This is a genomic window from Streptomyces cinerochromogenes (assembly GCF_014648635.1).
Classification (GTDB): Bacteria; Actinomycetota; Actinomycetes; order Streptomycetales; family Streptomycetaceae; genus Streptomyces; species Streptomyces cinerochromogenes.
Map to the genome: position 1 here is coordinate 847,894 of NZ_BMRM01000001.1, position 23,401 is coordinate 871,294.

The 23,401-nt window shown below is 72.1% G+C and carries 19 protein-coding genes; 9 read left to right on the forward strand and 10 right to left on the reverse strand.

Annotated features, from left to right (window positions below; translation table 11 throughout):
• Nucleotides 1-575: 575 nt before the first annotated feature.
• On the forward strand, nt 576-1,142 hold the full coding sequence (locus tag IEZ20_RS03690) for a DJ-1/PfpI family protein (RefSeq protein WP_189294588.1): 567 nt from the start codon (nt 576-578) through the stop codon (nt 1,140-1,142).
• 220 nt (nt 1,143-1,362) lie between these two features.
• Here IEZ20_RS03690 and IEZ20_RS03695 read toward each other — a convergent pair whose 3' ends face one another.
• Nucleotides 1,363-2,031, reverse strand: a complete 669-nt coding sequence (locus IEZ20_RS03695) for an HAD family hydrolase (protein WP_189294589.1) — start codon at nt 2,029-2,031, stop codon at nt 1,363-1,365.
• A 57-nt stretch (nt 2,032-2,088) separates the two neighbouring features.
• The gene (locus IEZ20_RS03700; protein WP_189294590.1) at nt 2,089-2,601 is read right to left on the reverse strand and encodes a DUF6912 family protein; all 513 of its coding nucleotides are present in this window, start codon (nt 2,599-2,601) and stop codon (nt 2,089-2,091) included.
• 334 nt (nt 2,602-2,935) lie between these two features.
• On the opposite strand from IEZ20_RS03700, the gene IEZ20_RS03705 reads away from it, so the two are divergent.
• Entirely contained in the window at nt 2,936-3,415 is a 480-nt protein-coding gene (locus IEZ20_RS03705) for an Rv3235 family protein (RefSeq protein ID WP_189294591.1), read from the forward strand.
• An 83-nt stretch (nt 3,416-3,498) separates the two neighbouring features.
• On the opposite strand, the gene secA is transcribed toward IEZ20_RS03705, so the two are convergent.
• The gene (gene secA / locus IEZ20_RS03710; RefSeq protein ID WP_189294592.1) at nt 3,499-6,309 is read right to left on the reverse strand and encodes a preprotein translocase subunit SecA; all 2,811 of its coding nucleotides are present in this window, start codon (nt 6,307-6,309) and stop codon (nt 3,499-3,501) included.
• A 253-nt stretch (nt 6,310-6,562) separates the two neighbouring features.
• Between secA and IEZ20_RS03715 the strand changes: the two genes are divergently transcribed.
• Nucleotides 6,563-7,132, forward strand: coding sequence for a GNAT family N-acetyltransferase (locus tag IEZ20_RS03715; RefSeq protein WP_189294593.1), 570 nt, complete (start codon nt 6,563-6,565; stop codon nt 7,130-7,132).
• 94 nt (nt 7,133-7,226) lie between these two features.
• Nucleotides 7,227-8,402 carry a winged helix-turn-helix domain-containing protein gene (locus IEZ20_RS03720; RefSeq protein WP_189294594.1) on the forward strand — a complete coding sequence of 392 codons (1,176 nt, stop codon included), beginning with the start codon at nt 7,227-7,229 and terminating at the stop codon, nt 8,400-8,402.
• Nucleotides 8,403-8,405: 3 nt separating this feature from the next.
• On the opposite strand, the gene IEZ20_RS03725 is transcribed toward IEZ20_RS03720, so the two are convergent.
• The 7 genes from IEZ20_RS03725 to mtnA all read right to left on the reverse strand — a co-directional run bounded on the left by IEZ20_RS03725 (nt 8,406) and on the right by mtnA (nt 17,462).
• Nucleotides 8,406-9,152 (reverse strand): response regulator, encoded by a 747-nt coding sequence (locus tag IEZ20_RS03725; protein ID WP_189294595.1) that lies wholly within the window; start codon nt 9,150-9,152, stop codon nt 8,406-8,408.
• Between the two features lie 203 nt (nt 9,153-9,355).
• Nucleotides 9,356-10,048, reverse strand: coding sequence for a ribosome hibernation-promoting factor, HPF/YfiA family (gene hpf, locus IEZ20_RS03730; RefSeq protein WP_373303887.1), 693 nt, complete (start codon nt 10,046-10,048; stop codon nt 9,356-9,358).
• A 313-nt stretch (nt 10,049-10,361) separates the two neighbouring features.
• Nucleotides 10,362-11,243, reverse strand: coding sequence for a ComF family protein (locus tag IEZ20_RS03735; RefSeq protein ID WP_189294597.1), 882 nt, complete (start codon nt 11,241-11,243; stop codon nt 10,362-10,364).
• 148 nt (nt 11,244-11,391) lie between these two features.
• Nucleotides 11,392-13,227: an LpqB family beta-propeller domain-containing protein gene (locus tag IEZ20_RS03740; protein WP_189294598.1), complete on the reverse strand. Its 1,836-nt coding sequence runs from the start codon at nt 13,225-13,227 to the stop codon at nt 11,392-11,394.
• On the reverse strand, nt 13,217-15,403 hold the full coding sequence (gene mtrB, locus IEZ20_RS03745; protein WP_189294599.1) for an MtrAB system histidine kinase MtrB: 2,187 nt from the start codon (nt 15,401-15,403) through the stop codon (nt 13,217-13,219). The genes IEZ20_RS03740 and mtrB overlap by 11 nt, the downstream gene beginning before the upstream one ends.
• 1 nt (nt 15,404) lies before the next feature.
• The gene (mtrA, locus tag IEZ20_RS03750; protein WP_187279108.1) at nt 15,405-16,094 is read right to left on the reverse strand and encodes a two-component system response regulator MtrA; all 690 of its coding nucleotides are present in this window, start codon (nt 16,092-16,094) and stop codon (nt 15,405-15,407) included.
• A 222-nt stretch (nt 16,095-16,316) separates the two neighbouring features.
• Nucleotides 16,317-17,462, reverse strand: a complete 1,146-nt coding sequence (gene mtnA / locus IEZ20_RS03755) for an S-methyl-5-thioribose-1-phosphate isomerase (RefSeq protein WP_189294600.1) — start codon at nt 17,460-17,462, stop codon at nt 16,317-16,319.
• Nucleotides 17,463-17,603: 141 nt separating this feature from the next.
• Here mtnA and IEZ20_RS03760 point away from each other — a divergent pair, with 141 nt between their 5' ends.
• Genes IEZ20_RS03760 through IEZ20_RS03780 form a run of 5 tightly spaced genes read left to right on the forward strand, consistent with a single transcriptional unit; the run spans nt 17,604 to nt 23,301 of the window.
• On the forward strand, nt 17,604-19,016 hold the full coding sequence (locus IEZ20_RS03760; protein ID WP_189294601.1) for a glycerophosphoryl diester phosphodiesterase membrane domain-containing protein: 1,413 nt from the start codon (nt 17,604-17,606) through the stop codon (nt 19,014-19,016).
• 4 nt (nt 19,017-19,020) lie between these two features.
• The gene (locus tag IEZ20_RS03765; protein ID WP_189294602.1) at nt 19,021-19,809 is read left to right on the forward strand and encodes a DUF4129 domain-containing protein; all 789 of its coding nucleotides are present in this window, start codon (nt 19,021-19,023) and stop codon (nt 19,807-19,809) included.
• A gap of 11 nt (nt 19,810-19,820) precedes the next feature.
• Nucleotides 19,821-21,002 (forward strand): DUF4350 domain-containing protein, encoded by a 1,182-nt coding sequence (locus tag IEZ20_RS03770; RefSeq protein WP_373303888.1) that lies wholly within the window; start codon nt 19,821-19,823, stop codon nt 21,000-21,002.
• Nucleotides 21,002-21,991, forward strand: a complete 990-nt coding sequence (locus IEZ20_RS03775; protein ID WP_189294604.1) for an AAA family ATPase — start codon at nt 21,002-21,004, stop codon at nt 21,989-21,991. Before IEZ20_RS03770 ends, IEZ20_RS03775 begins: the two co-directional genes overlap by 1 nt.
• Entirely contained in the window at nt 21,991-23,301 is a 1,311-nt protein-coding gene (locus IEZ20_RS03780) for a DUF58 domain-containing protein (protein ID WP_189294605.1), read from the forward strand. Before IEZ20_RS03775 ends, IEZ20_RS03780 begins: the two co-directional genes overlap by 1 nt.
• The last annotated feature ends 100 nt before the right edge of the window (nt 23,302-23,401 follow it).

A 23,401-nucleotide genomic window follows, 5' to 3' on the forward strand; every position in this document is an offset into this window, starting at 1 on the left:
TCTGGCTCCTGTCGCGCGCCGTTGCGTGACGTTGAAGGAAGTACGGTCTCTTTCCCTCCGGCTCGACGCCACGGCCCGGGGTGTCCGGTCCGATCCGACGCTATGCCGCGAGGTGAGATGAGCGGGGGGTATTCGGCCATTCTCGGCATGCCCGTCGACTGCGACGCCGCGCTCGGCACCGCCGTGTCCCGGAGCGTCCTCGGCGTCCGGGGGGCGTCCGCGCCTCCGTCCCGCCCGCGAAGACCAGCGACCGCCGCCCGGTCACGGAGGTGCTCCGTGCAACCCGGGCGCAGGGCAGGAGCAGGATCGCCCCCGCGAGCTATCGCGCTGATCACGCCACAAGGCTATCGCCACTTACCGGGGGCCCGTCATGAGCCGTATGTGTACAAAACCGGGGGGTGAAGTTTGACGTTCTGCACAGCGGCGGGCTGGGGGCGCGTGACGTAACCGGTCGCGCCGCCACGCCCCCGGCCGCACTCTGAAATGGACCGGGCCCTCTTGGCAAGGGCGCCCGGCGGGGGCACGGTGCCCAGAGTCCCACCCGCAGAGCCCGGAGTACGACCGGAGGAGCCGACATGCCCACGAAGATCCTCATCGTCACCGGCGACGCAGCGGAGTCCCTGGAGGTCCTCTACCCCTACCAGCGGCTGCTGGAGGAAGGCTACGAGGTCCACATCGCGGCCCCCACCCGCAAGACCCTCCGTTTCGTCGTCCACGACTTCGAACCCGGCTACGACACCTACACCGAGAAGCCCGGCTACACCTGGCCCGCCGACCTGGCCTTCTCCGAGGTCGACCCCGGGGACTACGCGGCCCTCGTCATCCCCGGCGGCCGGGCCCCCGAGTACCTGCGCAACGACGCCGAACTCCGCAAGATCCTCAAGGCCTTCTTCGACGCGGACAAGCCGGTCGCCCAGATCTGCCACGGCCCGCTGCTCACCGCCGCGATCGACTCCCTCCGGGGCCGCCGCGTCACCGCGTACCCCGCGCTGGAGCCGGACATGCAGGCCGCCGGAGCGGACTTCCAGGACACCGAGGCGATCGTCGACGGCACGTTGGTCTCTTCCCGCGCGTGGCCGGACCATCCGGCGTGGATGCGGGAGTTCCTGAACGTCCTGCGGACGAAGGCACCGGTGACCTGAGGGACCGTGGGGCGGGGGCGCGCCGTTGTGCGTGCGGTGCGCCGCCGGCTGCGGGTCCGTCAGGGCACCGGTGACCTGACGGACCCCGGGGGCCGGGGGTGTGCCGTGGCGGCATGCGGTGCGCCGCCGGCTGCCGGTCCGTCGTGGTCGCTCGCGCGGTTCCCGGCGTGCCCGGGAGCCCGGGAGCCGCAGCGCAGGCCGCTGAAGCCCCCTCCTGCGGTTACGCCGCTATCCGCCGCGCCTCCGCCACCGCCTCGGCCAGCGTGTCCACCACCGGAGCCCCCACTCCCTCCAGGCTCTCCCGGCTGTGCGACCCCCCGCTGTACAGCACGGCCCGCGCCCCCACATGCCGCGCGGCGACCGCGTCGTCCGCCGCGTCACCGATCACCACGGTCCGCTCCGGCGCCGCCACCCCCGCCAGCGCCTCCAGGTGCCGCACCATGTGCTCCGCCTTGCTGCCGCCGGACGGCCCCGTCCGCCCGTCGACCCGAAGGAAGTGCGCCTCGATCCCGAAGCCCCGCACCAGCGGCACCAGTTCCTCGTGCCCGTACATGCTCAGCAGCGACTGGCTGTGCCCCGCCGACCGCCACCCGGCGAGCAGTTCCTCGGCGCCCGCGGTCAGCGAACACCGCACCCGGTGCTCGGCGTAGTGCCGGTGGAAGACCCCGTCCATCAGCTCCCACTCGGCGTCGGTCGGCAGCCGGCCCAGCAGCCGCTCGTAGAACTTCGGCACCGGTACGCAGTACAGCGACCGGTACTGCTCCAACGTGATCGGCGCGAGTCCCAGCTCGGCGAAGGCCGCGTTCGTCGCTCCGATGATCGCGTCATTGTCGTGGAACAGCGTTCCGTTCCAGTCCCAGACGATGTGCGCGCTTCCGTGCATCCCCATGTCCAAGACCGTACCCGCCGCCACTGACAATCCCGGCGCCACCCCCATCGGCGCAGGTCAGGCCTGCCCGACGAGGTTGGGGATCTCCTGCGTGGCGAACCACAGCAGCTCGTGGTCGTCCGTCTCGTCCACGACGAACTGCGCGTCGTCGTCGCCGCCGTCCGCCGCCTCCAGCGCGTCCGCCGCCGCGGCGACGTCCGGCTCCGCGTCCTCGGCGTCCACGTGCACGGAGGCCGCCTTCGCGAGCGGCACCGCCGCCGTCACGGTGACCTCGCCGAGGGCGGACGGTCCGCGACCGCGGCCGGGGTCGACGCTCACGGCGCCGTCGGACACGTCCACGGCGACCACGACCCGGCGCCGTACCGCGCCCGGGTCCGCGGCCAGCAGCCGCAGCGAGGCCAGCGCGGCCCGGCCGAGCGCGGCGTACTCCAGCTCCTCGATGTCCTCGGAGAGGTACCACTCGCGGAGCCCGGGCGTGACGGCGTACGCGACGAGGGGACCGCTCCCCAGCTCACCCGTCTTGTACGCCTCGGCGAGAGCGGGGAGGGTCAGGGGGACGTAGACGCGCATGCTGGCCGCTCTTTCCTGTTCCTGGTGAAGGCTCCGCTGGGGCCTTGGGGAGGGCGGCTGGCGCGTCTCCCGAAGGGCCTTCAGGATACGTGCGCCGTCCCCTTTCGGGCGCCTGCCCGCCCCCGTGGAGGCGTCCACTCCGCGCCGTCGTTTCACCCTCTCCCGCCGCCTGCCCACGGGGTTCCGGGCCGCTCGCATCCCTCGGATAGGTGAACCTTCCGGGCCCCCTCCCTGCCGTCCCCGTCTCCTTGCCTGCCCCTCCGGCACCCCGTACAAGATCCACCACCAGCAAGTTACCGCCCGGTATCCCCGGGCCCCGCCGAACGGGGACCCCATGAACAAGGTCATGAGCCGTACCGCCCAGCCCCGCCCGCGGCACCGCCCGCCGACCCGCCGCGACTCCCGCCGCCCCGGCGGCGCCCCGCCCCGCACACCCAGCCGCCCGGCGGCCACACGGGCGCAGACGGTCCGTACGCCGCCCGGGACGACCGCGGGGCAGCCCCGGCCCACCGACGTCTTCGCCGAGCGTCTGCTGGCCGTTTTGAGCGGCCAGCGCCCCGTCCACTGGATGCTCCGCCACACCGCGGGCCGCGCCTACGACGAACTGGCCCGCCTGGCCGAACACAGCCCCCTGCGCGCCCTGGGCCCCCGCGCCATCGTCCACGACATCGGCTACTACGTCCCCAGCGAGGGCGCCCTCGAGGTCTTCGCCCGCATCGCCGCCGGCGACCGACTCCGCGCGATGGCCTTCCGCCTGGAACGCGGCAAGGACCTCCGCTGGCGCTGCACAGCGGTGGAAACGGGTACGCCGTAGCGCTGGGGCCGACTGTCCGCCTGCGCTGAAACGGAGAAGGGCCGGGCCCCTCAAGGAGACCCGGCCCTTCTCACAACGCGGTGTTACTTCTTCCGACGCCGGCCGCCCTTGGCCTGCCGCCGCCGCTCGGCCCGCGTCAGCCCGTCCGACTCGGACCGCACCGGCTCCTCGTCCTCCAGGTCACGCTCGACGACGCCGCCCTCACCGTCCACCGTGGGCGCGGAGAAGTGCAGGTCCCGCCGCTGCGGAACGTCCAGCCCCTTCGCGCGGATCTCGGGACGCGCGCCCGCCTGCGCCGGCACCGTGTCCTGGACGCCCTCGCCCACCGGCTGGGCCTCCTCGACGGGGACCTCCTCGACCTGCTGCTCGACCTGGACCTCCAGGTTGAACAGGTAGCCGACGGACTCCTCCTTGATGCCGTCCATCATCGCGCTGAACATGTCGAAGCCCTCGCGCTGGTACTCGACCAGCGGGTCCTTCTGCGCCATCGCGCGCAGGCCGATGCCCTCCTGGAGGTAGTCCATCTCGTAGAGGTGCTCGCGCCACTTGCGGTCCAGGACCGACAGCACGACCCGGCGCTCCAGCTCACGCATGATCTCGGAGCCGAGCTGCGCCTCACGGGCCTCGTACTGCTCCTGGATGTCCTCCTTGATGGACTCCTCGATGAACTCGGCGGTCAGACCGGCCCGGTCGCCGGCCGCCTCCTCCAGCTCCTCGATGGTGATCTTCACCGGGTACAGCTGCCGGAAGGCACCCCACAGCCGGTCCAGGTCCCAGTCCTCGGGGAAGCCCTCGGAGGTCTCCGCGCGGACGTACGCCTCGATCGTGTCATCCATGAAGTGCTGGATCTGCTCCTGCAGGTCCTCGCCCTCCAGGACGCGCCGACGCTCGCCGTAGATGACCTCACGCTGCCGGTTGAGCACCTCGTCGTACTTCAGGACGTTCTTGCGGGTCTCGAAGTTCTGGGTCTCGACCTGCGACTGCGCGGACGCGATCGCACGCGTGACCATCTTGTTCTCGATCGGCACGTCGTCGGGCACGTTGGCCATCGACATCACGCGCTCGACCATCTGGGCCTTGAACAGGCGCATCAGGTCGTCGCCGAGGGAGAGGTAGAAACGGGACTCGCCCGGGTCGCCCTGACGGCCGGAACGGCCGCGCAGCTGGTTGTCGATGCGCCGCGACTCGTGCCGCTCGGTGCCGAGGACGTAGAGGCCGCCCAGCTCCTCGACCTCCTCCTTCTCCGCCTTGACGGCCTGCTCGGCCTTCTCCAGGGCGGCGGGCAGGGCCGCGGCCCACTCCTCGATGTGCTCCTCCGGGTCGAGGCCGCGCTGGCGCAGCTCCGCCTCGGCGAGGTCCTCGGGGTTGCCGCCGAGCTTGATGTCCGTACCACGGCCGGCCATGTTGGTGGCCACCGTCACGGCGCCCTTGCGGCCGGCCTGGGCGACGATCTGCGCCTCGCGCTCGTGGTGCTTGGCGTTCAGCACCTCGTGCTGGATGCCGCGCTTGCTGAGCTGCTGCGAGAGGTACTCCGACTTCTCGACGGAGGTGGTGCCGACGAGGATCGGCTGGCCCTTCTCGTGCTTCTCGGCGATGTCGTCCACGACCGCCTCGAACTTGGCCACCTCGGTGCGGTAGATCAGGTCCGACTGGTCCTTGCGGATCATCGGCTTGTTGGTCGGGATCGGGACCACGCCGAGCTTGTAGATCTGGTGGAACTCGGCGGCCTCGGTCATCGCCGTACCGGTCATGCCGGAGAGCTTCTTGTAGAGGCGGAAGAAGTTCTGCAGGGTGATCGTGGCGAGCGTCTGGTTCTCGTCCTTGATGTCCACCCCTTCCTTCGCCTCGATCGCCTGGTGCATGCCCTCGTTGTAGCGGCGGCCGGCGAGGATACGGCCGGTGTGCTCGTCGACGATCATGACCTCGCCGTCGATGACGACGTAGTCCTTGTCGCGCTTGAACAGTTCCTTGGCCTTGATGGCGTTGTTCAGGTAACCGACGAGGGGGGTGTTCACCGACTCGTAGAGGTTGTCGATGCCCAGCCAGTCCTCGACCTTGCTGACGCCGGACTCATGGATGGCGACCGTGCGCTTCTTCTCGTCGACGTCGTAGTCGCCGGTCTCCTCGATGCCCTTGAGCGGGTTGCCGGCCTCACCGCGCTTCAGGCGCGTGACCAGCTTGGCGAAGTCGCCGTACCACTTGGTGGCCTGGTCGGCCGGGCCGGAGATGATCAGCGGCGTACGGGCCTCGTCGATGAGGATGGAGTCGACCTCGTCCACGATGGCGAAGTTGTGGCCGCGCTGCACCAGTTCGTCCTTCGACCACGCCATGTTGTCGCGCAGGTAGTCGAAGCCGAACTCGTTGTTCGTGCCGTAGGTGATGTCGCACGCGTACTGCTCGCGGCGCTGGGCCGGCGTCATGTTGGCGAGGATGCAGCCGACGGACAGGCCCAGGAACCTGTGGACGCGGCCCATCATCTCGGAGTCGCGCTCGGCCAGGTAGTCGTTGACCGTGATGAGGTGGACGCCGTCCCCGGACAGGGCGTTCAGGTACGCGGGCAGCGTGCCGACGAGGGTCTTGCCCTCACCGGTCTTCATCTCGGCCACATAGCCGAGGTGGAGCGCGGCGCCGCCCATCAGCTGCACGTCGTAGTGCCGCTGGCCGAGGACGCGCTTGGCGGCCTCGCGCACGGTGGCGAACGCCTCGGGGAGCAGGTCGTCCAGGCTCTCACCGTCGGCGTACCGCTGCTTGTACTCCGCGGTGAGGGCGCGCAGCTCGGCGTCGGAGAGGTCGACGAAGTCCTCTTCGATGGAGTTGACCTGGTCCGCGATGCGGTGCAGCTTGCGCAGGATCTTGCCTTCGCCTGCACGCATGATCTTCGAGAGGACGGACACGGGGGCTGGTCTCCTTGCCGGTCGGGCCTGGGACGGTCGGTTTTCCTTCTGACGTACTGAGCAACGGCCATCGTATGCGAGGACCCGGCCACGCCGGGAGGCCTGGCGGCGCGACGGCTGCTTCACCCAGGACAACGGACGGGGCATGCGGATAGTGCCGCATCGAGGCACGGAATTACGCGAAACGTGATCACCCGCTCACGCCCAGCGAAAATCCATGGCCCCGGACGGGCGTCGCGAGCAGAATCGGCCGATGGAACCCGTCACGCTCACCACGGACCGTCTCCTGCTGCGCCCGGTCGGCCCCGCCGACACCGACGCGGTGTACGCGGCGGTGCAGGACCCCGACATCCAGCGCTGGACGACGGTCCCCTCGCCCTATCTGCCGGAACACGCGATCGGCTTCACGGAGCAGATCGTCCCCGACGGCTGGTCGCAGGGGTCGATGTTCACCTTCGGCCTCTTCCTCGGCGGCGGGGAGCTGGCCGGCATGCTCGCGCTCACCATGCGCTCGCTGGGCACGGCCGAGATCGGCTTCTGGGCGGCCAAGGAGCACCGCGGCCACGGGTATGTCGCGGAGGCCGCCCTCACCGCCTGCCGGTGGGTCTTCACCGAGGTCGGTGTCGACCGTGTCGAGTGGCGGGCCGAGGTCGGCAACCACGCCTCCCGCGCGGTGGCGCAGCGCGCGGGCTTCACCGTCGAGGGCACCCTGCGCTCCGGCGTCAACAACAAGGGAGTGCGCCGGGACTGCTGGGTCGGCTCCCTGCTCCCCTCGGACCTCGGCCTGCCCTCCACGGCCCCCTACCTGCCCGCGCGTTCATGAGCCCTCGCCGGCCCTCGCCCCGGGCGTCCTGGACGGTCCCGGTGAACGCGCAGGGCCTCGCGGGCTGTCAGTGGCACCCTCTATCGTCCGGAACATGACGACCCAGCCGCGCCCCACCACCACGCTCACCGCGGACGAAGCCCGCCGGATCGCTCTGCGGGCCCAGGGCCTGCTCGGCGCGCCCGACCGGCGCGCGGGCGTCCGCGGGGTGCTGCGCCACCTCGGCGCGGTGCAGCTCGACACCATCTCGGTCCTCGCCCGCTCCCACGAGCTGGTGCCGTACGCCCGGCTGGGCGCGGTCGGCCGCCAGGCCGTGGAGGCCGCGTACTGGACGGACGCCCATGCCTTCGAGTACTGGTCGCACGCGGCCTGCATCCTGCCCATCGAGGAGTGGCCGCACTTCGCGTTCCGCCGCCGCGCCTACCGCAACCGCCCCCACTGGCACCACGAACTCCCCGACGGCGCCTACGACCAGGTCATCAAGCAGCTCCGCGCCGAGGGCCCGCTGACCGCCACGGAACTGGGCGGCGCGAAGAAGACGAACGACTGGTGGGACTGGTCGGGCACGAAGGTCGCCGTGGAGCGCGCGCTGATGTACGGCGAGGTGGTGTGCGTCGAGCGGCGCGGCTGGAAGCGGGTGTACGACCTCGCCGAGCGCGCGGTCCCGGACGCGTTGCTGCACGACGAGCTGGACGACGCCGAGTGCCTGCGCCGTCTGGTCCGGCTGGCGGGCGAGTCGCTCGGGGTCGGCACGCGCGCGGACATCGCCGACTACCACCGCCTCAAGGCCGAGCAGGTCGACGCGGTGATCGCGGACTCGGGGCTGGTGCCGGTCGAGGTCGAGGGCTGGGGCAGGCCGGCCTGGGCGGACCCGGCGGCCCTTGCGACGCCGCCGCGGGGCCGGCACCGCACCACGCTGCTGTCGCCGTTCGACTCGCTGATCTGGGAGCGGGCGCGCACGGAGCGGATCTTCGGCTTCACCCACCGGCTGGAGGCGTACGTGCCGAAGCCCAAGCGCGTCCACGGCTACTTCGCGATGCCGGTGCTCGCCGGCGGCCGGCTGGTCGGGCGTGTCGACCCGGCCCGGGAGGGCCGCACGCTGGTGGCCAGGCAGGTCACCCTGGACGGCCCCAGGGCGGTCCCGGCGGTCGCCCAGGCCCTGGTCGAGGCGGCGACATGGGTGAACTGCACGAACGTCCGCGTGGAGCGCGTGGACGCCCCCGAGCTGCGCGAGGCCCTCGGCAGGGAACTCGCCGGGCTGCTCGGATAGCCGCTAGCGGATCTCCAGGATCTTCTCGCGCATCGCGTAGACCACGGCTTCCATCCGGGAGTGCAGCTGCAGTTTCTCCAGGATGTTGCGCACGTGGTTCTTCACGGTGTTCTCGGAGATGAACAACTCCTTGGCGATGTCCCGGTTGTTCATCCCGGTGGCGACGAGCTTGAGGACCTCCAGCTCGCGGTCGGTCAGCCGGGGCGCGGGCACCAGCCGACGCTCGTCGGTCCGCTGGATCATCGACTTGAACTCCGTCAGGAGCTTCGACGCCATGCTCGGGCTGATCTGCGACTGCCCGTCGGCGACCGCGCGGATGGCGGTGGCCACCTCGTCGGTCGAGATCTCCTTGAGGAGGTATCCGGTCGCACCCGCCTTGATCGCGTCGTAGAGGTCGGCCTCCTCGTCGCTGATCGTCAGCATGATGATCTTGGCGCTGGGGGCGACCTCCTTGATGGAGGTGCAGGCCTCGATCCCGCCGCGCTTGGGCATGCGGACGTCCATCAGCACGATGTCGGGCAGCAGATCGGCGGCCTTGTCGACGGCCTCGGCCCCGTCACCCGCCTCTCCGACGACCTGGATGTCCTCCTCGGCCGCGAGCACGATCTCCAGGCCGCGCCGGAAGAGGGCGTGGTCGTCCACGACCAGGACCCTGATCGGCTCGTCGCGCGACGAGCCCGCGTCCGGGCCCCTGCCGATGACATCGTCGTCGGCGTCCCCGTCCCGCATCGGTCCGAAGGTGTCCGCCATCGTTCCTCCCCCTGAAGGCTGTGGCCTGTGGTCCTGTGCCATCGCCAACCCAAGGCAGCGGCCCACCGGTTGGGCCGGTGCGGCCATGATTTCATGCCCGGACGACACCGAGGTGACGTGCGGGGCGCGAAGTGGTCGCACACCGGTGCCCCTGGGGGCGCACACGCGCTCCAGGGGCACCGGCTCAGCTTCAGCCGGGTGGGTCAACCGCCCAGCGTGCCACCGGCCGCGGGGGGCTGCGCCTCGGCGACCATCGGGTCCGTGCTGAGGTGGATCACGCCGTAGTCGTAGGCGTGTCGCCGGTAGACGACGCTCGGTTCCTTCGTCTCGGAGTCCACGAAGAGGTAGAAGTCGTGGCCGACCAGTTCCATCTCGTAGAGGGCCTGGTCGAGGGTCATCGGGGAGGCGACGTGGGTCTTCTCGCGGACGACGAGGGGGCCTTCGCCCTTGACCTCCAGCGAGCCGATCTTCTTGGTCGGCACGCCGTCCGTCTCCTCCTCCTGGACGGGGAGGCCACTGCCGTTCAGCGTCGCCGCGCCCGGGACGTGGTCGGGGACCTCCGCCGCCGAGATCCGGCGCGCGCCTCGGCGCGAGAACCGCTTGTCGTGCTGCTTGCGCAGCCTGGCGTCCAGCTTCTCTGCCGCCAGGTCGAGTGCCGCGTACGGGTCGCTGGCCGCCGCCTCCGCCCGGATCACCGGACCGCGGGAGCGGAGCGTGATCTCCACTCGGTCACAGCGGTCGGCCTGACGGGGGTTCGGCTCCTTGGACACCTCGACGTCGAGGCTGATCACCTTGGCATCGAGCCTCTGGATCTTCTCCAGCTTCAGCTTCTCGGCCACGTGCTTGCGGAACCGCTCGGGCACCTCGGTCTTGCGGCCTTTGACGACGATGTCCACGCAGAACTCCGTTCCCGGATCGCTCCGCCGCATCGGCGGAGCATCTCCCTTTTGCACCAGGTCCGGTGATCACCGGACCTCGGACTCGGTGACTTCCACCTCCTCCTCCCCCATGGGCGAGAGCTCCATCCCACCGGCGCGGGTGATTGCGGAAAAACCCGCAGCACGGCATTCGTATAAGTGAGGTGTGGCCTGCGCCTTTCCTCACACCCGAACATATCTCGCCCGGACGGATGTCGTCACCCTCTACTGCGGCGTACCTCCGTTCAGCTGAATTATCTCTCTCACTACCTGCAACGATGCAGGTCGGCGGTCAGTTCCTGGCTATTTCGAAAGAATCGCGCGGGGCGGCGATCACTGCGGCATGGAGCACCCTGCCGAGGACGTTCGGGGCCGCCTTTTCCGGTGCACCGTGCACCCACTCCCTCCGCTCCCGCCGTACATCGATCCGTCGTTCCTCCCTACCTTCCCGAGTTATGGCCTCATACACGGCCGATCCACCCTCGCGACGGGATACCGCCGCCTCCCGCAGCGCCCGCGCGGCCTCCGCGAGAGAGGCACCCGTCGTCATCAGGTCGTCGACGAGCACGACACGGCCCGAGCCGAGCAGCCGGCCACCGCCCGGGCCCACCTCCAGCGCCCCGGCGAGATTCTCCAGGCGCCGCCGCGCGTCCAGCCCGGCCTGGTCCGCCACGGCCCGCCGCTGGCGCAGCACGGCCGCCACCCGGGCCGGCGTCCCGGTGCGCCGCAGCTCTCCGGCCGCCGCGAGCGCCATCCGCCGCACCGGATCGTGCCCGCGCGCCCGAACGGCCCACCGGCTGGACGGCACCGGAACCAGCAGCACGGGCCCACGCCCCGGCGCCCCGGCCGGCCCCGCGCCGACGACGGAACCTGCTCCGCCTTCGCCGAGGCCCACCCGAACGGCCCCCGCCAGAGCCGTACCCAGCACTCCCGCGAGGAGCAGCGCGCCCCGCTCCTTGTGCGCGAGCAGCAGAGCACGCACCTCCGCCGCATAGGGAGCCACCGCGTTGACCACCGGCAGCCCGGCCGGCTCCGGCACCGGCCGCACCCGCCGGGGAACACCCGCGTCCAGCGTGGCCCGGCACCGCGGACAGAGCGCCGTACGAGGTGCACCGCAGCCCGCGCAGTCGGCCGGCAGCACCAGGTCGGTGAGGTCCTGCCACCACCCCCGCATGACCACCACTGTGCCAACGCCGGGGCCGGGCGGCCACCCCTGTGGACAACGCCCTGTGGATAACTCGGAGCGTCCGCGCGCCACGGGCACGGCCAAGGGCCGCGGTCCAGCCCTCCGGCTCCTTCGGCTGCTCCGCTCCTCCGGCCCGTCAGCCCGGATAGACCGGCGCCGTCCCGTCCTTGTCGACCTTCTGCCACTGCGCCCCGGACGGCAACCGTACGATCCCGTCCTCCGAGTAGGCCACCAGCGGCACCCGCTCGTCCTCGGAGGCGGCGATCGCCTTCACGCTGGTCAGCGCGCCCGGAGCCGGGCCGTCGAGCGTGGAGCCGTCGACCTGGACGTACCGCATCTGCTGCACACCGCCCTGCTCCTGGCCGACGACGAGGAGCCTGCTGTCGCCGGCCCAGGAGATGGCGCTGACCTGCTCCAGGTCCGGTGCCGCCGATCGCAGCCCGTCCACCGAGATGCCCTGGCCGGTCCCGTCGTCGCGCTGGATCCGGCCGATGTACAGGGACTGCTTGCCGTCCTTCGCCGCCACGACCAGCGCGATGCGCGCCCCGTCCGCGGCCACCCGGACGTCCGTGATCTGGCCGGGAAGGTCCGGGACGGCGACCTGCTCCGGTTTCTCGACGCCCTGGCCCAGGACGAACAGCCGCGGCCGGTGCGGGTCGCGGTCGGCCACCCACAGGTCACCGCGGGCGTCCCAGCTCGGCGTGGTCAGCCGCTGCTCGGGGGTCGCACCGACGCTGGTCACCTGCGGCTCACCGAGCGAACCGCCCGACGCCAGCGACGTCACGTACAGCGACCTGCCCTCGTCGCCGACGCCGGCCGCGGTGTGCTCGTCCCGCGACACCGCCACGGACTGCAGCCCCTTGCCGCCCTCGCCCAGCGGCCCCGGCACCGGGACGGACCCCGTGCCGGTGCTGCCCGTCTGCATCCGTACCACCCGGCGCTTGCCGTCGAGGAAGTACAGGTACTCCGGGTGCTTGGACGACCCGTGCCAGGCCGCGGACTCGGCGCGTTCCTCGGTCAGTTCGCACAGCCGGTCGTCGCCGGTCCCGCGCAGTTCGACGGACTCCAGCGTCGGCGCCAGGTTCCGCAGCGTGAACAGCACCTGCGTCGCCATCTCGGTGCACTTGCCCGCGGCGACCCGGGACGCCTTCAGGTTGAGCGGCACCGTGAGCTTGTTCTGGTCGTCCGGCGCCAGATCGGACGCGCCCTTCTGCAGCGCCGTACCGGTCGGGAAGCTGGACCTGACCACCGGACCGAGCCAGGTGGTGGGCCCCTTCAGCAGCGAGCGGACCATCTGGGTCATGGGGTCGACCTTGCTGCGCACGAACACCGGATCGGCGACCGCCACCGGCTGCCCGCCCGCCCCGGCCGCCGCGTCGGAGGCGAAGTAGTACTTGTCGACGGACGTGTAGTTCCGCTGGAAGTCCGACTTGCCCATGACGACACCGTCGGGCAGCCCGTCGATGCGCCACTGTCCGCTCTTGGCGTCCTTCGTCAGATGCAGCTTCTTGCGGTAGGAGCCGTCGGCGGGCTGGTAGGCCTGCTGCGCGTCGACCGTGGCGACCCGGGTGCCGGCCAGCAGGCAGGTGACGCTGTTGGTCTCCTCCCGTCCGCCCGGACGGCAGTCGGTCTCGATGGTCGGCCCGTTCGCGAGGACGGTGGTCGACTGCTCCGGCCGCCACCGGTCCGCCGCGTCGGCCGTCAGGTACTTGCGCGCCGTGTCGTACTCGGGGTCGTCGCTGGTCAGGGCCTCCAGGAAGCCCTGCATGATCTCGCCCGGACCGGCGCCGTCGGCCGGCGGCATGGCGAACACCCGGACCCCGGTGTCCTGCCGCGGCGTGGACTCCACGTCCCGCAGATCCCCGCTGTCGGGCATCGAGGCGCAACCGGCCAGCAGGACGACACCCAACGCGGCGTACGCCGCCGCGCGCGCCGACCGCCGCCGCGCGCCCCCCTTGCGGTCAGCGGCCACGAAATGCCTCCCCTGGCTCGTTCGAGTCCTGCGGCGCTGTCGAATCCTGCGGCGCTGTCGAATCCTGCGGCGCGGGCGCGCCCGGCCGGCCCGAGGCCGCCTCGGGCGCCTGGGACGCCTCGGATTCCGCCGACGCCGCCGACGCCGCCGACGAGGCGGGTGCGGTGGGGGCGGCGGGTCCGTCGCCCGGACGCCGGGCGCCACCGGTGGGCCGGGGCACCACGCGCGCGCCGTTGCCGTTGCCGGGCAGGGCGGTCGGGTCGGCGGCCGACGTCGCGGCCAGTCGCGGCGCGATCGGGGTCCGCGGCGGCAGCGCGGACGCCTGGGCGCCGGCCTGCTGCACCGGAACGGTCGCCCGCTTCTCCCCGCCGTCGCGGGGCGCGCCGGTGTCGTCGAGGCCGCGGTTGCGGCGCGAGTCCTTGGGCTCCAGCGGTATCGGCGAGCCCCGCAGCGGCTCGTCCGCGGTCCTGGGCAGCGTCAAGCGGAACTGGGAACCGCCGCCCGGCTCCCCCCACGCCTGCAACCAGCCACCGTGCAGCCGCGCGTCCTCCAGGGCGATCGACAGCCCGAGGCCGGTACCGCCGGTGGTACGCGCGCGTGCCGGGTCCGCCCGCCAGAAGCGGCTGAAGACCCGGGTCGCCTCGCCGGGCTTCAGCCCGACGCCGTAGTCCCGCACCGCGATGGCCACGGCCCCGCCCGCCGCGGCGAGCTTGACCACGACGTCCTTGCCCTCGCCGTGCTCGACGGCGTTGACCACGAGGTTGCGCAGGACACGCTCCACACGCCGGGCGTCCGCCTCGGCGACGACGGGCTGCTGGTCGCCGATCACCCGTATGTGCGTGCCCTTGCGCTCGGCGAGCGGCTCGGCACCGCTCACCACCCGTCGGACGACCTCCCTGAGGTCGATCGGCTCGGCCTCCAGCGCCGCCGCGCCGGCGTCGAAACGGCTGATCTCCAGCAGGTCGGCGAGCAGCGACTCGAACCGGTCCAGCTGGTCGGCGAGCAACTCGGCCGACCGCGCGGTCACCGGGTCGAAGTCCTCCCGCGCCTCGTGGATCACGTCGGCGGCCATCCGGACGGTGGTCAGCGGGGTCCGCAGCTCGTGCGAGACATCGGAGACGAACCGCCGCTGCATCCGCGACAGGTCCTCCAACTGCTGGATCTTGACCTGCAGGTTCTGCGCCATCTTGTTGAAGGCCTCGCCCAGACGCGCGATGTCGTCCTCGCCGGTGACCTTCATCCGCTCCTGGAGCCGCCCCGCGGACAGCCGCTCGGCGATCCCGGCCGCCATCCGCACCGGCGTGACGACCTGCCGCACCACCAGCCACGCGATGGCCCCGAGCAGGACGACGACGAACAACCCGGCCGTGGCGAGGGTGCCCTTGACCAGGCTGAGGGACTTCTCCTCCTGCGTGAGCGGGAACAGGTAGTACAGCTCGTACGGGCGGCCGTTGGGATCGTTGACCTGCTTGCCGATGGCGAGCCCCGGCTGCGACTCCTTACCGCCGTCATAGACGATCCGCGTGTTGCTCTGGACGGCCGTCGTACCGCTGTTCACCCGCTCACGCAGGGCCGCGGGCACGCTGGACGTCGGGTTGACGTTCCCGGAGCCGCGCGGGCTGCGGCCGCCGCCGCTGTCGTCACCCACGGGCAGCGTCACCACGTCGAAGGCGCCCGCACCGCCGCTGGACAGCGACTCCACGAGGTCGCTCATCCACGGGATGACGTTCTGCGACTGCCGCCCGTCCGCGGTCGACGCGCCGTCACCGGCGCCCGCACCGGTACCGCTCGCCGCCTCGTCGGCCTTCTGCTTGGCCACCGCGAACCCGCCCGTGGCCTGGCTCTGCGACGCCTTCACCTTCGCGTCCAGCAGGCCGTTGCGCACCTGCCCGATCACGACGAAGCCCAGCAGCAGGACGACACCCAGCGACATCAGCAGGGTGGTCGCCACGACCCTCAGCTGGATGTTGCGCCGCCACAGCCGCATCACCGGCAGCAGCGGACGGCGCACCCAGCGCAGGAACAGCCGCAGCACCGGGCTGCCCTGGACCCCGCCCTCCAGCAGCCTGCCGTCGAACAGGCCCCGCAAGCGCGCACCCGCCGCCGGCCGGCCGACAGGCCGCCCCGGACGGGCCCCGGAACCGCCGGGGGCCGAAGCGGCGCTGTCCCCGGACATGTCAGCTCGGCCCGGCCTTGTAACCGACACCACGGACGGTCACCACGATCTCCGGCCGCTCCGGGTCCTTCTCGACCTTGGAGCGCAGCCGCTGGACATGCACGTTGACCAGCCGCGTGTCGGCCGCGTGCCGGTAGCCCCACACCTGCTCCAGGAGCACCTCGCGGGTGAACACCTGCCACGGCTTGCGCGCGAGCGCGACCAGCAGATCGAACTCCAGCGGCGTCAGCGCGATCGACTGCCCGTCCCGCTTCACCGAGTGCCCGGCGACATCGATGACCAGGTCACCGATGGTCAGCTGCTCCGGCGCCGGCTCCTCCGACCTCCGCAGCCTGGCCCGGATCCGGGCCACCAGCTCCTTCGGCTTGAACGGCTTGACGATGTAGTCGTCGGCACCCGACTCCAGGCCCACGACCACGTCGACGGTGTCGCTCTTGGCCGTGAGCATCACGATCGGCACACCGGACTCCGCCCGGATCAGCCGGCACACCTCGATGCCGTCCCGTCCGGGCAGCATCAGGTCGAGCAGCACCAGATCGGGCTTGCTCTCACGGAAAGCGGCCAGCGCCTTGTCGCCGTCGGCTACGAAAGACGGCTCAAAACCTTCACCACGCAGCACGATGCCGAGCATCTCGGCCAGTGCGGTGTCGTCGTCGACGACAAGGACTCGTCCCTTCATAAACGACATCATCCCATTCTCATAACAGCGACAGGCGCCCTGGTGAGGGAGGTCACTGGCCCGTGACGATAGTCGTAGGGAACCGTCACTGTCTGCCCCCGTCCGCCGATCACCGGACTTCTCGGGCCCCTGCGGGGAGAGTGACGGAGAGTGGGCAGGGAGCCGCGGCAGCCGCGCCCCCGCCCGTTCACCCTCCCCGCCTCGCTGTCTCGGAGTGGGATCAGACCTCGCCGATCAGGTCGCCGTCACCCGGCGCGACTTGGCGCACAGCTCCGCAAGGGACTCGGCCGTCACGGGTGAGGCCGCTCCTTCCTCGGTGACGATCGCCGTCACCAGCTCGGGCGGCGTCACATCGAACGCCGGGTTGTACGCCTGCGTCCCCAGAGGGGCCACCGGAACCCCGCCACCCGGTCCCGCCACCGGCACCTGCGGCGCCATCACCTCGGTCACCTCGAAGCCGGGACGCTGCTCGACCTCGATGGACGCGCCGTCCGGCGTGTCCAGGTCCACGGTCGTCAGCGGCGCCACCACGATGAACGGCACATGGTGGTACCGGGCGAGCACGGCGAGCGGATAGCTCCCCACCTTGTTCGCCACCGAACCGTCTGCCGCGATCCGGTCCGCCCCGATCAGCACCGCGTCCACCTCACCCGCCGCGAACAGGGAACCCGCCGCGTTGTCGGTGAGCAAGCTGTACGCCATGCCGCTGCGGGCCGCCTCGTACGCCGTGAGACGGGCGCCCTGCAGCAGCGGCCGCGTCTCGTCCACCCACAGCCGCCGCAGCCGGCCCGCCCGGTGCGTCGCGAGGGCCACCGCGAAGGCCGTGCCCTCCCCGCCCGACACCAGCGCACCGGTGTTGCAGTGCGTCAGAATCCGGTGCCCGCCGCCGGGCAGCAGCTCGTCCAGCAGCGCCAGACCGTGCGCCGCCATCCGGGCACTGGCCTCGGCATCCTCCTGGTGCAGCGCCCGCGCCGCGGCCAGCGCCGCCACGGCGCCGGCCGTGGGGTCGCCGGTCCTGGCCAGCTCCGCGTGGTACGCGGACTCGGCCCGGCGCACGCCTACGGCCAGGTTCACCGCGGTGGGCCTGGCACCCTCCAGCGCCCGCGCCGCCTCGGCGACGTCGAAGCCGCGCGCGGCGGCGAGCGCGACGCCGTACGCCCCCGCGATCCCGAGCAGCGGCGCCCCGCGCACGGCGAGTGAACGGATCGCCTCCACCAGCGCCGCCGCGTCCGTGCACACCAACTCGACCTCTTCGGCCGGGAGCCTCGTCTGATCGAGAAGGGCCAGTACGGGACCTTCTGGTGGTTCCTCCCATCGGATCGCAGGTATGTCGGTCGGCCGCTTGTCCCCGCTGCTGGTTCGCGCCTGCTGATCAGCCATGCCGTCAGTCTGCCCCGGATACGGCGGACAATTGAAGGTGGCCGCCCCCCTACCGCGGCCGGTACCCCGGTGACCAGCCCATGGCACGATGGCTGCCAACCTGCCGCCGCGACCGCGGACGGGCACCGAGAAGGAGCTTCGATGACAGACACTCCGGGCTGGGCCTCGCCCGGATCCGACCCGTCGTCCGAGGGTCGGGAACCCGGTGCGTCCGGCCCCGCCGAACCCGCCGACCGCCCCGGCCCCGCCGAGCCCGCGCCGCAGCCGGGCACGGACCCGCAGAGCCCAGGCGGGAAGTGGTCCAAGGAGCAGCCGCCACCCGGCCAGTGGTCGGCGCCCACCGGTGCCCCCAGCCCCCACCAGGCCCCGCCGCCCCCACCGCCCGGCCCGGGCTGGGGCGGCCAGCAGCCCGGTAATCCGGGGTGGGGCGGCCAGCACCCCGGCGGCCCGGGTCCCGGCGGATACGGCGGCCCTCCCGGCGGCTACGGCGGCCCTCCGCCCGGCCACGGCGGCTACGGCCACCCGGCCGGCTACCCCGGCTGGGGCGGCCCCCCGCCCGCGGCCAAACCCGGTGTCATCCCGCTGCGTCCGCTCGGCGTCGGTGAGATCCTCGACGGCGCCGTGTCCACCATGCGCACCTACTGGCGGAGCGTCCTCGGCATCGCGCTGGCCGTCGCCGCGGTCACGGACACCTGCCTCGTCCTGGTGCAGGGCTTCTTCCTCAACGACGCCCTCAGCACTGCGCAGCTCGACAGCCGGACCGCCACCCCCGACGACGTGTACCGCGCCCTGCGCGAGTCCATGATCGGCACCGGGATCGTCACCGTCATCTCCGCAGCCGCCGTCATCGTCGCAACCGCCCTGCTCACGACCATCACCAGCCGTGCCGTGCTCGGCAAACCGGTCAGCACCGGCGAGGCCTGGCGTGAGGCCCGCCCGCAGATCCCGAAGCTGGCCGGGCTGCTCATCCTGCTCGGCCTGATCACCGTCGGCGTGGTGGTCGCCGGCGCACTGCCCGGCTTCCTGGTCCTGCTCGCCGGCGGAAGCGACGCCGGCGGATCGGCGCTGTTCGCGCTGGGCATCCTCGCAGGCGTCATCGTCGCGGTGTGGCTGGCCATCCGCTACTACCTGGCCGCCCCCGCCCTCATGCTGGAACGCCAGGGCATCACCAAGTCCATGAGCCGCTCCGCCAAGCTGGTGCGCGGCTCCTGGTGGCGCGTCCTCGGCATCCAGCTGCTCGCCTGGCTGATCGCCAACATCATCTCGGCGATCATCACCATCCCGTTCGCCCTCGTCGGAGCCGCCGTGAGCGGCGACGGCATGGGCAACTTCCTCGGCACCAGCGGCGAACCCGTCGGCTGGACCTTCCTGATCATCCGGGGCATCGGCTCCCTGATCGGCACCACGCTCACCCTTCCGATCAGCGCCGGCGTCACCGTGCTCCTCTACATCGACCAGCGCATCCGCCGCGAGGCCCTCGACCTGGAACTGGCCCGCGCCGCCGGCGTCCAGAGCTACGGCACCGGCACCGCCGGCCCCGTCCCCGGGAGCTGATGCGGTGAGGCTCACGGGGGAAGTTCTCACGGCGGCGTCCCCACCGGGCGCCGCCGCCACCGTCGTACGACGGCTGCTGCGGGCGTCGGACCCAGCCCTCCTCGCGGCCGGCGGCTCGGGAGACGAGCCGCCGGTGACCATCCCGCGCGATCCCGCCCGGGAGGCGGCACGGCGCGAGCTGTCCAAGCGGATGTACCACGAGAACGACCCCGGCCTGCTCCAGCGCGCCCTGAACGCCTTCTGGAACTGGGTCGACCGGCTGTTCAGCACAGCGGCCTCGGCGACCCCGGGCGGCACGGTCGGCCTGCTCGTCGTGGTCCTGTTCGTCGTCGCCGTGCTCGCCGCCCTGTGGTGGCGCCTCGGCGCCCCCCGCCGACAGCCCTCCTCAGCCGCCGCCCTCTTCGACCAGCGACCGCGCACCGCCGCCGACCACCGCGCCGCCAGCGAGGCACACGCGGCCCAGGGCCACTGGAACCAGGCCGTCCAGGAGCGCATGCGAGCCCTCGTCCGCTCCCTGGAGGAACGCGCCCTGCTCGACGTACGCCCCGGCCGCACCGCCGACGAGGCAGCCGCCGAGGCCGGCCGCGTCCTGCCCGCGCACGCGGACCGACTGCGGTCCGCCGCCCGCGACTTCGACGACGTCACATACGGCGGGCGCCGGGCCGGTGAGCAGTCGTACCACCGGCTCGCCGAACTCGACCGCGACCTGGAACGCACCAAGCCGACCCTCGCCGACAACCCGGCCAGCACCACCGGCACGGCCCACAGCACCCGCCAGGGGGCAGCCGAGTGACCACCGAGACCATGCCGGCCACCACCTCCCTCGCGCCCACCGGCCGCCAGCTCTGGACCCGGGCACGCGGCATCGCGCTCGCCGCCGTACTGCTCCTTGCCGCGGCCGTCGCCATGGCCTCCGTACGCTCCACCGCCCGTCACGGCGAACTGGACCCGCGCTCCGCAGACCCCTACGGCAGCCGCGCCGTCGCCCGACTCCTCGCCGAACGGGGCGTCTCCACCCGCGTGGTCACCACGCTCGGTGCGGCCCGCGCCGCCGCCGGCCCCGACACCACCCTGCTGGTCGCCGTGCCCGACCTGCTGAGCCACCGTCAACAGACCGAGCTGCACGCCGCGACGGCATCCTCCGGCGGACGTACCGTCCTCGTCGCGCCCGGCAGCTGGTCCGTCGAGCGGCTCGCCCCCGGGGTCACCGCGGACCCCGCCACCAGCGGCACAGACACACTCGCCCCGGACTGCGCCCTGCCCGAGGCCCGGCGAGCGGGCACCGCCGACACCGGCGGTATCCGCTACACCACCACCCACCTCGACGCCGACTCCTGCTACCCCAGCGCACGCCTCGCCACCCTGCTGCGCATCCCCGCGTCCTCCAAAGGCGGCGACACCGTCGTCCTCGGCGCGCCCGACATCCTCTACAACGACCGCCTCGACGAGCAGGGCAACGCTTCGCTCGCCCTCCAACTCCTCGGCTCCCGACACCATCTGGTCTGGTACCTCCCCTCGCTGTCCGACTCCGCCGCCACCGAGTCCGGCGAGCGGAAGAGCATCCTTGAGCTGATCCCCTCGGGCTGGCTCTGGGCCACTCTGCAGCTCTTCATCGCGGCGGCCCTCGCCGCCTTCTGGCGGGCACGCCGCTTCGGCCCCCTCGTGCCCGAGAAACTCCCCGTCGCGATCCGCGCCTCGGAGACCGCCGAGGGCCGCGCCCGTCTCTACCGCAAGGCCAACGCCCGCGACCGCGCCGCCGCCGCTCTCCGCGCCGCCACCCGCACCCGCCTGGCCCCCCTCGTGGGCGTCCCCGCCACACAGGCACACGCGCCCGAGGCCCTGCTTCCCGCCCTGTCCGCCCACCTCTCCGGCGACGGACAGACCCTGCACTCCCTCCTCTTCGGACCGCCGCCCGGCGACGACGCGGCCCTCATCGCACTCACCGACCAACTCGACGCCCTCGAAAGAGAGGTACGCCGTTCATGATGGACCCGACCACTGACAACGCCGGGCAGAGCGGAGACCCCGGCACCGCCCGGGCCTCCCTGGAAGCCCTGCGCGCAGAGATCGCCAAAGCCGTGGTCGGCCAGGACCCCGCCGTGACCGGCCTCGTCGTCGCCCTCCTCTGCCGCGGACACGTACTACTAGAAGGAGTCCCCGGGGTCGCCAAAACGTTGCTCGTCCGCACCCTCGCATCCGCGCTGGAACTCGACACCAAGCGCGTCCAGTTCACCCCGGACCTGATGCCGAGCGACGTCACCGGCTCCCTCGTCTACGACACCCGCACCGCCGAGTTCTCCTTCCAGCCGGGCCCGGTCTTCACCAACCTGCTCCTCGCGGACGAGATCAACCGCACCCCGCCCAAGACCCAGTCGTCCCTCCTGGAGGCCATGGAGGAACGCCAGGTCACGGTCGACGGCACCCCGCGTCCGCTCCCCGAACCGTTCCTCGTCGCCGCGACGCAGAACCCGGTCGAGTACGAGGGCACCTACCCCCTGCCCGAAGCCCAACTGGACCGGTTCCTCCTGAAACTGACGATCCCTCTGCCGTCCCGGCAGGACGAGATCGACGTCCTCACCCGGCATGCCTCGGGCTTCAACCCGCGCGACCTGCGCGCCGCCGGCGTACGCCCGGTCGCCGGCCCCGCCGACCTCGAAGCGGCCCGCGCCGCGGTCGCCAAGACGACCGTGTCCCCCGAGATCACCGCCTACGTCGTCGACATCTGCCGCGCCACCCGCGAGTCGCCCTCCCTCACCCTCGGTGTCTCCCCGCGCGGCGCCACCGCTCTGCTGGCCACCTCCCGCGCCTGGGCCTGGCTGACCGGCCGCGACTACGTCATCCCCGACGACGTGAAGGCCCTCGCCCTGCCCACCCTGCGCCACCGCGTCCAGCTGCGCCCGGAGGCCGAAATGGAAGGCGTGACCGCCGACTCGGTCGTCAACGCGATCCTCGCCCACGTCCCGGTCCCCCGCTGATGGCACTCACCGGACGCGCCGCCCTCCTCGCGGCCCTCGGCTCGATCCCCGTCGGCCTCCTCGAACCGGGCTGGACGGGCATCCTCGCGATCAACGGCCCCCTGGCGCTGGCCTGTGCCTGCGACTACGCCCTGGCCACACCGGTACGCCGTCTCCTCCTGACCCGCTCCGGCGACACGTCCACCCGTCTCGGTGACACCGCAGACGTCACGCTCACGATCACCAACCCGTCCCGACGCCCCCTGCGTGCCCAGGTGCGGGACGCGTGGCCACCGAGCAGCTGGCAGCCGGGGACCGAGATCGAAGCCTCCCGGCACCGCCTGTCCATTCCTCCGGGCGAACGCCGACGCGTGACGACCCGGCTGCGTCCCACCCGCCGCGGCGACCGCCAGGCCGACCGCGTCACGATCCGTTCCTACGGCCCCCTCGGCCTGTTCTCCCGCCAGGGCTCCCACAAGGTGCCCTGGACGGTACGGGTCCTGCCGCCGTTCACCAGCCGCAAGCATCTCCCGTCGAAACTCGCCCGCCTGCGTGAACTCGACGGGCGCACGAGCGTGCTGACCCGTGGCGAGGGAACGGAGTTCGACAGTCTGCGCGAGTACGTTCCCGGAGACGACACCCGATCGATCGACTGGCGGGCCACAGCCCGGCAGTCCTCCGTCGCCGTCCGTACCTGGCGACCGGAACGCGACCGGCACATTCTCCTGGTCCTGGACACCGGCCGTACCTCGGCCGGCCGCGTGGGCGACGCCCCACGCCTGGACGCCTCGATGGACGCGGCCCTGCTGCTCGCCGCTCTCGCCTCCCGCGCCGGTGACCGCGTGGCCCTGCTCGCCTACGACCGCCGGGTACGCGCCCTGGTCCAGGGCCGCTCGGCCGGCGATGTACTGCCTTCCCTGGTCCACGCGATGGCCTCACTCGAACCGGAACTGGTCGAGACCGACGCCCGTGGCCTGACCGCCACGGCCCTCCGAACCGCTCCGCGACGCTCGCTGATCGTGCTCCTCACCGCCCTCGACGCGGCACCGGTCGAGCAGGGCCTGCTGCCGGTGCTTCCGCAGCTCACTCAACGCCACACCGTTCTGGTCGCCTCGGTAGCCGATCCGCACATCGCCGGCATGGCGCAGGCCCGGGGCAACGCCGAGGCCGTGTACGAGGCGGCGGCCGCAGCGCAGGCCCAAGGCGAGCGTCGGCGTACCGCGGAACAGCTCCGTCGTCACGGGGTGACGGTGGTCGACGGGACTCCGGAGAATCTGGCGCCGGCGCTCGCGGATGCCTATCTGGCTTTGAAAGCGGCGGGTCGGCTCTGAAGAACGTGATCCGCCGCTGTCCGTTCACGGACAGTCGACGGGTCCTGAACGCAGAAAACCCCCGCATCGACCCGATGCGGGGGTTTTCCCAAAAATTGTT

Excerpts from the sequence above, each read along its gene's own strand:
- IEZ20_RS03690 (WP_189294588.1), top strand. The coding sequence starts at position 576 with ATGCCCACGAAGATCCTCATCGTCACCGGCGACGCAGCGGAGTCCCTG.
- IEZ20_RS03695 (WP_189294589.1), bottom strand. The coding sequence starts at position 2,031 with ATGGGGATGCACGGAAGCGCGCACATCGTCTGGGACTGGAACGGAACG.
- IEZ20_RS03700 (WP_189294590.1), bottom strand. The coding sequence starts at position 2,601 with ATGCGCGTCTACGTCCCCCTGACCCTCCCCGCTCTCGCCGAGGCGTAC.
- IEZ20_RS03705 (WP_189294591.1), top strand. The coding sequence starts at position 2,936 with ATGAACAAGGTCATGAGCCGTACCGCCCAGCCCCGCCCGCGGCACCGC.
- IEZ20_RS03715 (WP_189294593.1), top strand. The coding sequence starts at position 6,563 with ATGGAACCCGTCACGCTCACCACGGACCGTCTCCTGCTGCGCCCGGTC.
- IEZ20_RS03720 (WP_189294594.1), top strand. The coding sequence starts at position 7,227 with ATGACGACCCAGCCGCGCCCCACCACCACGCTCACCGCGGACGAAGCC.
- IEZ20_RS03725 (WP_189294595.1), bottom strand. The coding sequence starts at position 9,152 with ATGGCGGACACCTTCGGACCGATGCGGGACGGGGACGCCGACGACGAT.
- IEZ20_RS03735 (WP_189294597.1), bottom strand. The coding sequence starts at position 11,243 with ATGCGGGGGTGGTGGCAGGACCTCACCGACCTGGTGCTGCCGGCCGAC.
- mtrB (WP_189294599.1), bottom strand. The coding sequence starts at position 15,403 with ATGTCCGGGGACAGCGCCGCTTCGGCCCCCGGCGGTTCCGGGGCCCGT.
- mtrA (WP_187279108.1), bottom strand. The coding sequence starts at position 16,094 with ATGATGTCGTTTATGAAGGGACGAGTCCTTGTCGTCGACGACGACACC.
- mtnA (WP_189294600.1), bottom strand. The coding sequence starts at position 17,462 with ATGGCTGATCAGCAGGCGCGAACCAGCAGCGGGGACAAGCGGCCGACC.
- IEZ20_RS03760 (WP_189294601.1), top strand. The coding sequence starts at position 17,604 with ATGACAGACACTCCGGGCTGGGCCTCGCCCGGATCCGACCCGTCGTCC.
- IEZ20_RS03770 (WP_373303888.1), top strand. The coding sequence starts at position 19,821 with ATGCCGGCCACCACCTCCCTCGCGCCCACCGGCCGCCAGCTCTGGACC.
- IEZ20_RS03775 (WP_189294604.1), top strand. The coding sequence starts at position 21,002 with ATGGACCCGACCACTGACAACGCCGGGCAGAGCGGAGACCCCGGCACC.
- IEZ20_RS03780 (WP_189294605.1), top strand. The coding sequence starts at position 21,991 with ATGGCACTCACCGGACGCGCCGCCCTCCTCGCGGCCCTCGGCTCGATC.